This window comes from Streptomyces piniterrae (assembly GCF_005048155.1).
Classification (GTDB): Bacteria; Actinomycetota; Actinomycetes; order Streptomycetales; family Streptomycetaceae; genus Streptomyces; species Streptomyces piniterrae.
Genome location: NZ_SUMB01000006.1, coordinates 297,895 through 311,317, shown reverse-complemented (window position 1 = coordinate 311,317; position 13,423 = coordinate 297,895). Strand labels below are relative to the sequence as shown.

10 protein-coding genes are annotated in these 13,423 nt (G+C 70.5%); 6 read left to right on the top strand and 4 right to left on the bottom strand.

Features of this window, described 5'->3' with window-relative positions:
* Positions 1-15: 15 nt before the first annotated feature.
* Together FCH28_RS19910 and FCH28_RS19905 are read right to left on the bottom strand one after the other, a co-directional pair.
* Entirely contained in the window at positions 16-1,485 is a 1,470-nt protein-coding gene (locus FCH28_RS19910) for a glycosyltransferase family 39 protein (protein WP_246103022.1), read from the bottom strand.
* Between the two features lie 245 nt (positions 1,486-1,730).
* Complete coding sequence (locus FCH28_RS19905) at positions 1,731-4,487, bottom strand: D-alanyl-D-alanine carboxypeptidase family protein (RefSeq protein ID WP_136741512.1); 2,757 nt, start codon at positions 4,485-4,487, stop codon at positions 1,731-1,733.
* A 238-nt stretch (positions 4,488-4,725) separates the two neighbouring features.
* Here FCH28_RS19905 and FCH28_RS19900 point away from each other — a divergent pair, with 238 nt between their 5' ends.
* The 5 genes from FCH28_RS19900 (at position 4,726) to FCH28_RS19880 (ending at position 10,652) form a co-directional block, all read left to right on the top strand.
* Positions 4,726-5,499 carry a GOLPH3/VPS74 family protein gene (locus FCH28_RS19900; RefSeq protein ID WP_136741400.1) on the top strand — a complete coding sequence of 258 codons (774 nt, stop codon included), beginning with the start codon at positions 4,726-4,728 and terminating at the stop codon, positions 5,497-5,499.
* 405 nt (positions 5,500-5,904) lie between these two features.
* The gene (locus tag FCH28_RS19895) at positions 5,905-6,771 is read left to right on the top strand and encodes a helix-turn-helix domain-containing protein (protein ID WP_136741399.1); all 867 of its coding nucleotides are present in this window, start codon (positions 5,905-5,907) and stop codon (positions 6,769-6,771) included.
* Positions 6,772-7,002: 231 nt separating this feature from the next.
* A complete protein-coding gene (locus FCH28_RS19890) occupies positions 7,003-7,212 on the top strand; it encodes a DUF397 domain-containing protein (protein ID WP_136741398.1) in 210 nt (69 codons plus the stop codon).
* A 229-nt stretch (positions 7,213-7,441) separates the two neighbouring features.
* A complete protein-coding gene (locus tag FCH28_RS19885; RefSeq protein WP_136741397.1) occupies positions 7,442-8,653 on the top strand; it encodes an aminotransferase-like domain-containing protein in 1,212 nt (403 codons plus the stop codon).
* A 430-nt stretch (positions 8,654-9,083) separates the two neighbouring features.
* Positions 9,084-10,652, top strand: a complete 1,569-nt coding sequence (locus FCH28_RS19880) for a sodium:solute symporter family protein (protein WP_136741396.1) — start codon at positions 9,084-9,086, stop codon at positions 10,650-10,652.
* Between the two features lie 23 nt (positions 10,653-10,675).
* Here the strand turns inward: FCH28_RS19880 and FCH28_RS19875 are convergent, their stop codons facing one another.
* Positions 10,676-11,149, bottom strand: a complete 474-nt coding sequence (locus tag FCH28_RS19875; protein WP_246103021.1) for a DUF4345 family protein — start codon at positions 11,147-11,149, stop codon at positions 10,676-10,678.
* A 19-nt stretch (positions 11,150-11,168) separates the two neighbouring features.
* On the opposite strand from FCH28_RS19875, the gene FCH28_RS19870 reads away from it, so the two are divergent.
* Entirely contained in the window at positions 11,169-11,948 is a 780-nt protein-coding gene (locus FCH28_RS19870) for an AraC family transcriptional regulator (protein WP_136741395.1), read from the top strand.
* Positions 11,949-12,026: 78 nt separating this feature from the next.
* Here the strand turns inward: FCH28_RS19870 and FCH28_RS19865 are convergent, their stop codons facing one another.
* Positions 12,027-13,148 (bottom strand): ADP-ribosylglycohydrolase family protein, encoded by a 1,122-nt coding sequence (locus FCH28_RS19865; protein WP_136741394.1) that lies wholly within the window; start codon positions 13,146-13,148, stop codon positions 12,027-12,029.
* Between the last annotated feature and the right edge of the window lie 275 nt (positions 13,149-13,423).

The window sequence follows — 13,423 nt, the reverse complement described above, 5'->3', positions numbered from 1 at the left end:
GAACACCCCCGTGACTCACGGCAGAATCGGGCCCCCGCACTCCCCCGGCCGTGCGTACACCGTGATCCGGGCGCCGCGGGCCTCTCGTTCTGTGCAGAGCTGGAACGAGTCCCACAGGGTGGCGTGTTTGGCGATTTCCTGGTCGTTGGCGTCGGTCGGCTGGTCCTCCGGGTCGCCGGCGACGATGATCCGGCGGGCGGTGAGCATCCGGTCCCGGATCGCATCGCCGGACCGCTCGGTGCCGTACAGGGAGTGCGACTCCAGCGGACTCCTGGCCAGCGCGAGATCGGCCAGGCCGCGGAACTCCTGCGGATGCGCCGCCATCCAGATGCGGCGCCGGGACGGCATGAACAGCAGTCCGTCACCGGCTTCGGCCACCTCACCCACGGCCTGGGCGACCGCGGTGGCGTCGTCGACACGGCTGTCCGGGCTGCGCAGATGCACATTGACGGGCAGCAGCGCCGCGACGACCAGCACCAGCGCCGCCGTCCGCCGCAGCCGCCGGCCACGGGTCTGGCCGCGTTCGCCGACCGGCCGCAGCAGGCGGCCCAGCGCCGCGCCCGCGAGCAGCGCGAATCCGGCGACGTAATACAGCACATAGCGGTCGACGTAGGCGGGCTCGGCGTACGAGAGGAGGAAGAGGAGGAGGGTGGGCAGAAGCAGCAGGGGGACGCCGAGGGCGCGCAGGCCGATCGGGCCGGACGGCGGAGCCTCGCCCGCGCTCAGGGCGTGCGGGAGCACCGGGACGCGGGCGCAGACGACACCCAGCACCGCCAGCACCGCGAACGTGAGCAGTTGGATGGGGTCCGGCCACATGAGCCAGCCGATCTGCGCCGACTGCCGGGTGCTGAACACCGCAAGCGGGGCGAGCCCGGCGAGGACACCGACGGAGGCCAGGGCCCAGGAGCGGCGGACGGGGCGCGGCAGTCGCGCCAGGATCACCGCGGCGCCGTGTGCGGGCAGCGCCAGCGCGGCGAACTCGTGCAGCAGGCAGGCGGACAGCATCAGCGCCGTGTACCCGGCCCACAGCTTCCTGCGCGGCCGGGCGGCGGCCACCACCAGCAGATACGTCGACCAGACGACCAGCGCGCAGACCATCGCGTAGGAGCGCCCCTCCTGCGCGTACTGCTGCACCACAGGGATCAGCGCGAAGGTGACGCCCGCGAACAGCCCCGCCCGCCGGCCTGCCAGCCGCTGCCCCAGGAGGGCGATCCCCGCCGCGGCGGCCGTCATGGCGGCCACCGACGGCAGCCGCAGGCCGATCACATCGCCGAGTACGCCGCAGGGCGAGGCGTCGTAGACGACGAACCAGCAGTGCATCAGCGCGTAATACAGGCCGTGGACGACATCGACATGCATCAGCGTCGGCCACAGGTCCGCCAGGGCACGGTGCGCCATGTCGAGCGTGACGGCCTCGTCCCGCCAGACGGCGCCCTGCCGGCGAATGCCCCACGCCCCCAGTAACAGCATCAGTGTCGAGGGCACCAGCACCACCGCGCTCCGCACCACCCACCTCTCACGGGTGGTTACGGGGGGTGCGGTCGTCGTCTTCTGCGCTTGCGCTACGTCGATGACGGACTCCGGTCGCGGTCACGTAGGGACACACCAACGGGGGGGACGAACGGGAGCGGGGCTAGCGGGGCGGAACGAGTAGGAGCAGCGGGTTTGGCTGGGCGGGACGGACGGACGGGGCTCCGGGCCGGTGAGCGGGCCGGCCCGGAGCCCGTCGCTCACCCGATGCGGGTCAGCTTGGCGCCGAACGTCGGCTCCGCCAGGTCCTTCTGAAGCGCGACCGGCACCTTCTGTGCGCTCTCGCCCTCGCCGACCGTCAGCACGCCGACCTTGGTACCGGCCTTCGCCTCGTGCGGCACGGCCTTGCCGCCGTCGCTGATGGAGAAGGCCGCCTTCATACCGGGCCAGCCGACCGCCGACAGGTTCTTGGTCGCGACGACCGGCGTCTGACCGCCGAGCCCGTCATCGACGTAGCCGACGACCTGGCCCTTCTTCACCACGGTGGCGGAGGCCAGCGCGTCCTTGGCCGCCGTGATCACCTTCGAGGTGTTCTCCAGGGCCAGCGCGAGATGGGCGTTGGGGTCCGTGCTGCTGGTGTGCTGATCCATCGTCACGCCGAGCAGCAGCTGGTCCTTGCCACCGACCGTGCGGTAGGCGGCCCACATGAACGCGCCGCCGGCCGGCGTGCTCGAACCGGTCTTGATGCCGCGCACCACGCCCGGCATGTTCGTGAGCAGGCTGTTGTTGTTGTAGATCTTCTGCGGCAGGCCCTGGATCTGGACGTTCTCGGTGGTGACGATCTCGCGGAAGGCGTCGTTCTTCATCACCTCTTCGGCGAGCTTGAGCTGATCGACGGCGGTGCTCACCGTCGTCGGCTCGAAGCCGCTGGCGCCCGTGTACTTCGTGTTGGTCATCCCCAGCTTCTTGGCCGCGGCGTTCATCTTCTTCACGAACGCCGGCTCCGATCCACCGGTATCCCAACGGGCCAGCTGACGCGCGGCGTTGTTGCCGGACGGGATCATCAGCATCTGGAGCATCTGGTACTGGGTGAACTTCTGCCCCTTGGTGAGCGGGACCCGCGACTCGTCCTTCTTCTTCGAGTCCGCCTCCGCCTGCGCATCGATCGTGATCGTGTCGCCCTTCTCGCCCTTCTTGAGCGGGTGGTCGCGCAGGATCACATACGCGGTCATCACCTTGGCGACGCTCGCGGTCGGTACCGGCTTCGCCTTGCCGGACGTGCCCAGGCTGCCGACGCCGACCACCTCCGCCGCGGACTGCCCCTGGTCGGGCCACGGCACGGAGAGCTTGCCGCCCTCGAAGGTGAACGCGGTCGAGGAGCCGACGGCGAGCTCCGGGGCGGGCAGCGGGCGCACCGCCTGGACGATCACGAAGATGATCGCCAGCAGCACCGCCAGCGGCGTCCAGATCTTGAACCGGCGTACGACGGTCCGCAGCGGGGTCTCGGGCGGCGGCGGGGTGTTGGTGAGCTTCGCCAACAGGTCGAGCGGCGGCAGCGGCTCCTGTCGGGTCCGCTCGGACTCGGGCAGCGCGTCGGGCTCGGGCCGGGGCTGTGCCTGGGGCCGGTCCGGTGCGGTGGTTCCGGCGGCCGCGGTGGCCCCGGTGCGGGCCGACGGGGTGTCGGGCTTTGCGGGTGCGGCGGGCTTGCCGGACTCCGCCGGGAGCGGCGTCCGGGGTGCCTTGTCGGGCCTGGGGACGGGGGTCGGGGCGGGCAGCGGCGTCTTGCTCGCCGTCTTGCCGAGCGACTTCGCCGCCGCGCCGTCGTCGGCCGACTTCAGCGCCACGAACTGACTGGTCCGCTCGGCGTCCCGCTCGGGCGCGGCCTTGCCACCCTTGCCGGCGTCGGCACCCTTGCCGGCGTCGTTCTGGGGGTCGCTGTTCTTGACGTCGTTGTTCTTGGGGTCGCTCTTGGCGGCCTTGTCGCCGCTCTTGCCCGCGTCGGCCTTTTCGCCGGCGTCGTCCTTGTCCTTCGCCTTGCCCTTGCCCTTGCCCTCGCCGGGCGGGGTGATCTTGAAGGCGGTGGTGGGCTGGTCGACGGGCGGCTCAGCCGGGAGCTTCCCCTTCAGGTTCGCGATGGCAAAGGCGCGGGTCGCGTTGTCGACCGGCGGCTCGTCGGCCTTGGCGTCGTCGCCGCCCTTGCCGTCGCCCTTGCCGTCGCCCTTCGGACCCGCCGTCTTGAACACGGCGGTCGGCTGATCGACGGGCCGGGACGCGAGCGCCGGCTTCGACTCGGCCTTCGCCTCGGACGCAGGCTTGGACTCACGCTCCGACTCGGACTCCGACTCGGATGCAGGCTCACGCTCGGGCTCGGCCTCCGGCTCATCGCCGGCGCCCGCCGCACCGTCGCCCTGGCCGTCCTCGTCGCCCGCGTCGTCGATCTTGTCGTCGTCGATCTTGTCCGCGGGCTCGACGACCTCGGCCTCGGCCTCGGCCTCCACGCCCGGCTTCTCAGCCGCCTTCACGGCCGCCTTCGCATCCGACTCGACGTCCGGCTCAGCTTCCGCTTCAGCTTCCGCATCCGCCTCCGCAGCGGCATCCGCGCCCTCGGCACCCTCCGCCTCGTCCGTACGCTCCACCCACGCGGCCACAGCGGCCCGCAGACGGTCGTCACCGCCCCCGGAGTCACTCCCGGCGCCCTCGCCGTCCGCCGCGGCCTCCTGCGGCGCCTCAGGCTCCTTCTCGGCCGCGCCATCAGCCCCGGCGTCGACCGCGGCCTCGGCCTCGGCGTCGCCCCCGCCGTCCGAGACGGCCTCCTCGGCCGCCCCCTCCGACTTCGACGACTTCGCCGACTTCTCGGGCTTCCCCGACCCGCCGGGCTCCCCCGACTTCTCCGCCCCCTCCGGCTCCGCCGGATCCGGCTTTTCACGGAAGACGGTCAGGCGCGGATCACGTTCGCTCCCCGCCGTCTCCCCCGACGACTGCTTCTTGTCCGACTTGTCGGGGGACTCGCCCGCCACCGATGTCTCCTTCATACGTCGCACTGCTGCCTGGCCCAGTGTTCCCAAGTGTCCTGTGTACGCGTAACGCCATCTCGCCGCCACGCGAACCCCGACGCTCCACGCCCCACGGAAGGTGTCGCCGACGTCCAAGACGAGAACGACATACCTACCGGTTCCATATCGAAACCCCCACGCACCCTCGACAGATGAATGTGAGAGGGGTCACCCTGTCATTCATCCACGCGGGGAGGCATGGATGGGCAGGAGCCGCAGAACAATTCCGGAGGAGCTTCTGCTGCTCGCTTTGGACCCGACCACGGGCACCACAGCGCAGCCGCAGTCGCTCGACCTCGGCCTGGCCGGGGCACAGCTAGTAGAGCTGGCTCTGGCAGGACGGATAGCCCCAGACGGGGATCGTATCGCCGTGGTGATGGCACGGCCGACAGGAGATCCGACTCTGGACTCCGCGCTCGAACTGCTGCGCCGACGCGGCAGTCCGGTGCGCGCGGTCCACTGGATCGGCGGGCCCCGGCTGGGGCTGCGCCAGACGTATCTCACGCATCTGGAACGGTGCGGCATGGTCCATGCCGTCGAGGGTCAGATGTGCGGGGTGCTGCCGACGACGCGCTACCAGGCGACGGAGACGGCCATCAGCCGGGAAATCAGGGCCCGGCTCGACAACGCGATCCGCACCGGCGTACCGCCGGACCCGCGGACCGCGGCGCTCGCCGCGCTGGCCCATGCGGTCGGTCTCGGCAAGCACCTCTACCCAGGGAACGAGGGGCGGTCATCGCGCTCCCGTCTCCGGGATCTGATCCGGCACGACCCGATGGGCGGGCTGGTCGCGCACGCCGTCATGGATGTGCAGAACGGTGTCGCGGCGCAGCCCCGACGGGCGCAGGCCGCGGGTGGACCGGGCAGCGGCCCGGGCGTCCGGCAGTCGGCGGCGCGGGCCACGGCGGACACGGCCGGCGTGCCGGTCCAGTCGCGGCACGGCCACGGCAGCATGGCCCGCGTCGGAGCCCGCTGACGTATGGCGCCGCACCGCGGGTCAGCAGTCGCACTCGCACACGCACACCGGTGCGTGCGCGTGTGCGAGTGCGCATTGACCGCACGTTTAGGGCAGGCCTTGGGCGGGCCCTGGACAGACTCTGAGCGGACCGGGACGAATTCGACCGGACCGCGGCAGGACGCTGCCTGAATCGGACCGCTCGGGCATACCGCTTGATCGCACCACCGACCCCACATTCCCGTTCGGGAGCCGCAGCAGGAAAGCGCGGGGTGGTCGGCCGGCCGTTCTGGACGACGGCCGGCCCGCCACCCCGCGCGTATGCTCGCTCGCCTTCTGTGTGCGTTTGACTGCGCGGCGTCGACCTGGGGTGGCACCCTGCTGGACAGGAAAAGACAGCAGTACGGAGCCGGAGGTGCACGTCCCGTGGCGTCCAATGTCAATCCCACCGTCAGGCGACGCCGGTTGGGCCAGGAGCTGCGCAGGCTCCGCGAGCTCAAAGGCATGACGGCGGAAGAGGTGGCCGAGCGACTGCTCGTCTCGCAGTCGAAGATCAGCCGGCTGGAGAACGGCCGCCGCAGCATCAGCCAGCGCGATGTCCGCGATCTGTGCGGCGTCTACGAGGTCGACGATCACCGCATAGTCGATTCACTGATGCAGATGGCCAAGGATTCGCGCCAGCAAGGCTGGTGGCACGCCTTCGGCGACATCCCGTACAGCGTCTACATCGGGCTGGAGACCGAGGCGGCCTCGCTCCGGGTGTACGAGTCCCTGCTGGTGCCCGGTCTGCTGCAGACGCCCAGCTATGCCGAGGCGGTCATCCCCGGCACCGTTCCGGAGCTGGCGCCCGAGCCGCTGGAGAAGCGCATCCAGGTGCGGATGCGCCGCCAGGAGCGTGTCAACGACAGCAAGCGTCCGCTGCGGCTGTGGGTCGTGATGGACGAGGCCGCGCTGCGGCGGGTGGTCGGCAGCCATCTGATCATGCGCGAGCAGCTGGACCATCTCGTCGAGATGAGTCATCTGCCGCATGTGACGGTGCAGGTGCTGCCGTATGACACCGGGGCGCATGCGGGGATGTCGGGGACGTTTTCCATCCTGGAATTCGACGACGCCTCCGATTCGAGTGTGGTCTACATCGAGGGCGTCACCAGTGATCTGTATCTGGAGAAAACCAACGATGTGCACAAGTACACGATCATGTACGAGCATTTGCGCGCCCAGGCGCTGAATGCGGACCAGAGCCGGGAGTTCATCGCCGCCGCGTCGAAGCGGCACGCGGACGCAATGGGCTGAGAAGTCCGGAGTTTCCAAATGGGCGCGGTAATGGGCCGGAGAATGCGCTTCGGAGGGCGGAATCAGGGATTCCGGAGAAAGGGACCGCACGATACACCAGGCCCCGGCTCCTTGAAAAGGGATCAAGAAATACGCCATTCGGAAGGGTGAACGACCACTGTGGCCAGTGATGTTGGCGACTAGCGTCAGCATTACCGAATCCGCAGCAACTCAGAGTGAGTCGGAGTGAACATGGCCATTCAGCCCAATTCCGCATTCTCGTGGACCAAGTCCTCGTACTCCGGTGGCAACGGCGCCTGTGTGGAGATCGCGGTGCCCACCACCGCAGCCATCGCGGTGCGCGACTCCAAAGACCCCGACGGTCCGCGCCTGACGTTCGACAACTCCTCCTGGAGCAGCTTCGTGTCGGATGTCTCCGAGGGTGCGTACGACCTGGCCTGACCAGAACCGCAACCCACCGCGGTCCGGGTGACCGCACCGCAGATACGAGCCCTCTCGACTGGATCGCCGTCCCGGCCGAGGGGGCTCGGCCTTGCGCTGCGCCGGGGACCGGACGCTCGACGCGCGCCACGATGTGGGCAACTCTGCGGACATGACCGCAGGCGTCCTACGCTCCATGCCCTCTGCAACTAACGACAGTTAACGCAGACTCTGAGCGATTGGAGCCGCCATGCCGCACGCGACCTTTGCCGACACCACCGCCCCGGTGCCCCCGCTCGCCGCCCGCGCGGCGCGTACCGGCAGTTCGCCCGTACGCGACATCCTGGCGCTCACCGCCCGCCCGCAGGTCATCTCGTTCGCCGGCGGGCTCCCCGCGCCCGAGCTGTTCGACGCGGCGGGAATGGCCGCCGCCTTCCAGCATGTGCTGACGGAGGCGCCGCGGCGGGCACTGCAGTACTCGACCAGTGAGGGCGATCCGGCGCTGCGCGCGGCCGTCGCGGCACGCAGCACGGCGCGTGGACTGCCCACCGCCGCCGACGATCTGCTGGTGACCACCGGCTCCCAGCAGGGCCTGTCGCTGCTGGCCACCGCGCTGCTGGAGCCCGGTGATGTGGTGCTGGTCGAGGACCCCTGCTACCTCGCGGCGCTCCAGATATTCTCGCTCGCCGGTGCCCGGGTGGTGCCGGTGCCGACCGACGACGAGGGCCTGGACCCGGCCGCGTTGGACGAGATCGCGGCACGCGAGCGGCCCAAGCTGCTGTACGTCGTGCCGACGTTCCAGAACCCCACCGGGCGGACGCTGTCCGCGGAGCGCCGGGCCGCGGTCGCCAAGATCGCCGCCCGGCGCGGGCTGTGGATCGCCGAGGACGACCCGTACGGCGAACTGCGCTTCGAGGGAGAGCCGGTGCCGTGGATCGCCTCCTTCCCCGGGGCCGAGGACCGTACGGCACTGCTCGGTTCGTTCTCCAAGGTGATGGCGCCCGGTCTGCGGCTGGGCTCGCTGCGCGCGCCGGCCGCGCTGCGGCGCGCCTGTGTCATCGCCAAGCAGGCCGCCGATCTGCACACCTCGACCGTCGACCAGGCAGCGGCGGCACGGTACTTGGCGGTCGCGGATCTGAACGCGCATCTCGATCGAGTGCGCGGCGCGTACCGGGAGCGACGGAACGCGCTGGTGGACGGGCTGGCCACGGCGCTCCCCGAGGGCTCGCGGTGGAACCGTCCGTCGGGCGGCATGTTCGTGTGGGCGACGCTGCCCGAGGGGTACGACGCGACGGCGCTGCTGCCCGAGGTGGTGCGGCATGACGTCGCGTACGTTCCCGGGGCGCCGTTCTTCGCCGGGCCGCCGGATGCCACGGCCGTCCGCCTGTCGTTCGTGACGCACTCCCCCGCGGAGATCCGCGAGGGGCTGGCCCGGCTGGGGACGGCGCTCGGCTCGCACTGAGACCGGTGGCGAATTGGGCGGCGAATTGGGTGGTCGTCGGCGCGTACGCCCGTCCGCCCGTCTGCCGCTGCCCTCGCTCTCCACCTCCTTTGACCGGCCGCACCGGACCCCGCTCCGGTGCGGCCGTGCGTTCAGGCGCGTTTTCCAGGTGCCTTGGCACGTATACGTCCGGGCATCCGGCGCCCGGCGAAGTGTCCGCTCATCGTGGGTTCGGCGACATGGCGGAGACAACGCTTACCGGAGTCAAGAGACGGCAAAAATGTTCGCTTTCCTGATTGCTGTTCATATACCTGACCGTCGACGGCCTTGACCGGCCTGTTCGTTGGACGGTTCAATCCCTGAAGTCCCCTTACTCCCGCATGGGGACACCGCCCCACAGGACGTCACGGCGAAGTGCTCCACGTTCACAAGGCGGACCCCTGGAGGGGGCATGAACAGTCTCGACTGGGCAGTGCTCATCGGCTACTTCGGTGTGATGGTCGCGATCGGCGTGTGGTCGCACAAGCGCGTGGACGACGTCGGCGACTTCTTCACCGCGGGCGGCAAGATGCCGTGGTGGCTGTCCGGCATCTCCCACCACATGTCCGGCTACAGCGCGGTGATGTTCACCGGCTACGCCGGCATCGCCTATCAGTACGGCATCACCTCCTACGTCACCTGGTCCTTCCCCATCGCCATCGGTATCGCCATCGGCGCCCGGCTGTTCGCGGGCCGGCTCAACCGACTGCGGTCGCGGCTCGGCGTCGCCTCGCCGCTGGAGTACCTCAAGAGCCGCTACAACCTGCCGACGCAGCAGGCGCTCGCCTGGTCCGGCGTACTGCTCAAGATCGTGGACGTGGGTGCCAAATGGGCCGCGATCGCGACCCTGTTGTCCGTGTTCACCGGGATGTCCCTCAACCAGGGCATCCTCATCACCGGTGTGATCACCGGCATCTACTGCACGGTCGGCGGCCTGTGGGCGGACGCGCTCACCGAGCTGGGGCAGTTCGTCATCCAACTGCTGGCCGGCGTCGCGATGCTGGTCACCGTCATGGGCGAACTGGGCGGCGTCAGCGCGCTGTGGACCGTATGGGACAAGCTGCCGGACACTCACACCCGGCCGACCGTCGGCCCGTACACCCTCACGTTCCTGCTCGCCTATCTCTTCATCAAGACCTTCGAGTACAGCGGCGGCATGTGGAACCAGGCCCAGCGGTACATGGCCACCCGCGACGCCCGGCAGGCCAGGCGCTCCGCACGGCTCTCGGCGGCGCTGTGGTTCGTCTGGCCGCTGGTCCTCTTCTTCCCGATGTGGGTGGCTCCGCTGCTGGTCGAAGCGGAGAAGCCGGATGCCTCCGACGCGTATGCGCTGCTGACCGAACGCCTGCTGCCGCACGGTCTGCTGGGGTTGGTCGTCGTCGGCTTCTTCTCGCACACGATGGCCATGTGCTCGTCGGACGCCAACGCCATCTCCGCGGTCTTCACCCGCGACATCGCGCCCGCGCTGCCCAAGCTGGGCGAGAAGGCGCGCAACTGGTCCCATCGGGCGGGGCTGTTGGCGGCTCGGCTGTCGACGGTGGCGTTCCTCGCGCTGTCGATGGCGATCGCGACGCAGGTCGACTCGCCCACGTTCAAGGACATCATCACCGTCGTCATCAAATGGGTGGCCGGGCTCGTCGGGCCGATCTCCATTCCCTTCCTGCTCGGGATGCTGCCGGTGTTCCGCAGGTCCGGCCCGACGGCGGCCCTGACGTCCTGGGCGGCCGGGCTGTTCGCGTTCTGGCTGACCAACTACGGGCTGCCGGACGCCGGGCGGGGCGGGTTGCAGTTGCAGGTCCAGATCGTGGCGCCGGTCGCGACCTCGCTGGTGCTGTTCGTGCTGGTCGGACTGATCAAGCCGGAGGCCACGGAGGAACGGGATGCGCTGCTGGCGCGGATCAACTCCGGCGGCGATGGGGCGGGGGCGGTGGCGGTCCCGGTGGCGGTTCCTGGGGAGGAGGGGGCGGCGAAGGAGGGGTAGGGGTAGGGACGCGGGGGGTGCGTTCACACCGTGGTGGCCAGCAGCAGGCCGCCGCCGGTCAGCTCCGCCCAGAAGTAGAACCAGGAGGGATACCAGGAGCCCGGCGGCTCGACGAGACGCGCCGCGAGCCGGCCGCCGGCCATCCCGAGCAGTGCGACCGCGACGGCGAGCACCGCGCCACGGCGCAGCGCGTCCGTCGGACCGGCCGCGGCCCAGCCGAGCAGCGCGGCCATCGCGACGCCGAACCCGCCGTACACGGCCCGCACTTCGGTACGGGCCGCCGCGCCGCCCAGCCCGATGCCGAACGGCCGGACAAGGGCGGTGGGCGCCGCCAGCCCGTACAGGCCCATGCCGAGGAAGAAGAGGGCCAGGGCGGCGGTGGTGGCTGTGGTGGCCGTGGTGAGGGTGCTGGGCAGATTCAGCGCGCTCGTCATGTTCAGCGCGCTTGTCGAGTTCGTCGCGCTTGTTGAGTTCAGCGCGCTCGTCGTGGTTGTCATGTCGGGGAGGATGCCGGGCATGACCGACGACGCGCTTTCACCAACGTGCTGCCCGGACTCACCCGTGTGTGACCCGGGGCCGCCGGCCCGGCTCAGTCTGTGGCCGGGGCGTGCCGTCTACAGCGGCCCCTCCCTCGAACTCGACCTGCACTCCGGCTCGGTCGCCGTTCTCGCCGTCGGCAACGACAAGGAGTTCACCCTGGAGACGGCGGACGGTGCGCGTCGTAGGGCGCGCAGTGCGCTGATACGCGCCCGGGTGCCGCACCGGATCGAGGCGCACGGCGGCTGGATGACCTTCTGCTACTTCGAGCCCGGCTCGGCCGCGGAACGCGCCTGCGGGCAGGCCCTGGGGGCGGGCGAGGAGCCGGTCACGATCTCCGCCGCCGAGGAGAAGGACCTCGTACGGCTCTGCACGGCACCGGAGAGAGCCGAGGGCCCGGACCTCGATCCGCGCATCCGGGCCGCCGTACGGAAGCTTCTACGGGAACCTCAACTCCCGTACGGGGCGGCCGAGTTCGCTGCCGTGGCGGGTTTGTCCAGGTCCCGTTTCCTGCATCTCTTCCGGGAGCAGACCGGTACCAGCTTCCGTCGCTTCCGGATGTGGGCGCGGATGCTGCGCGCCGGGCGGGCGTTCCTGGACTACGGCACGCTGACCGACGCGGCCGCGGCGGCGGGCTTCTCCAGCCCGTCCCATCTCAGCAGCGCGTTTCACGCCACGTTCGGGCTGCGGCCGAGCCGGGTGCTGGCCGCCGGGTGCGTGATCGTGGACGAGACGCCTGCCGGCACGCCGGGTGCGTGACCGTGCCGCAGCCCGCTCCACTGCCGCCTCGGAACGGCCCTACGCCCTCGGACAGGCCCTACGCCCTCCGACAAGGCCTTACGCCCTCGGATAGCGCGCGAGCCAGCCCGGCGCCGATCCCCCGGGGCCGTGCAGCGCGGGCCCCTGCGTCATTTCGAGGGCGAAGTCGTCGGCCAGCTGCAAGATCGTGTCCCGGCCCTCCAGTTCGACCAGCCAGTCCGGCGGCAGCGCCGTCTCGCCGTGCTGCGTGCCCAGCAGGTTGCCGCAGATGGCGCCGGTCGAGTCGCTGTCGCCGCCGTGGTTGACGGCGAGCAGCAGCCCGTGCCGGATGTCCTCGGCGACCAGCGCGCAGTACACGCCGATCGACAGCGCCTCCTCGGCCGTCCAGCCCTCCCCCAGCGACTCCACCCGGGCGGGCGTCGGCATGCCCTGCCGTACGGCGCCGAGCGCGCGCTTGAGGGCGTCCGTGGTCTCCTCGTGGTCGGGGCGGGTGGCCAGATGCGCCAGGGCCTTCTGGACGCCCCCGTCGAGGTCCTCGCCGCGGGCCAGCGAATGGCTGATGATCGCGAAGGCGCCGGCGGCCAGATAGCCGGTGGGATGGCCGTGCGTCTGTGCCGCGCACTCGACGGCCAGCTGGAAGACCAGCTGCGGCTCCCAGCCGACGAGCAGGCCGAACGGCGCGGAGCGCATCACGGCGCCGCAGCCCTTCGAGTCGGGGTTCTTGGGCTTTTCGAGGGTGCCCATCACCTCGTCGCCGAGGCCGGTCAGGCAGGCACGGGCGGGTGCCCGCCTGGCGTAGAGCCACTCCTCGCGGGCGAGCCAGCCGTCGTCCTTCTTGCGCTCGTCCGGGCCCCAGTCGCGCTGGGTGGCGGCCCAGCGCAGATAGGCGCGGTGGACGTCGGTGGGCGGATGCCAGGCGCCGGTGTCGCGGCGCACCTGGGCGCGTATCAGCCCGTCGACCGTGAACAGCGTCATCTGGGTGTCGTCGGTGACCGCGCCGCGCCGCCCGAAGGCCGGCACGAAGTCCGTCACGCCTTCCTGGCCGTGCTCCTCGCGGATCGCGTCGAGCGAGTCGAACTCGATGCCCGCGCCGAGCGCGTCGCCGATGGCGCCGCCGAGCAGGCAACCACGCACCCGGCTGCGGAAGTCCTGCTGTTCGGCGCGGCCCCAGATAGCAGCGCCGCCTGCCGCCGCGTTCATGCCGAAACCTCGCTGCGCTCGGCCCCGCATTCGCGCGGCGCGCACCCTTCCATGGCTCGCTCGCTGCGCTCGCTCACTGCGCGACCTCCCGAAACTCACAACGTCGCGGGGCCTTGCGGCCTCCCCTGGCGGCACTGTAATCGACCGGGAATGATCGACTTGAGGCCAGGATCGTATTGTGAACAGTCATCCATGAGGCGGCTTTTGAACGGTACGGTCCGGACGGTCCCGTTCGGGTGGGAGGGGTCGCCCCGGCCCACCGCCCTGTCTCGCCT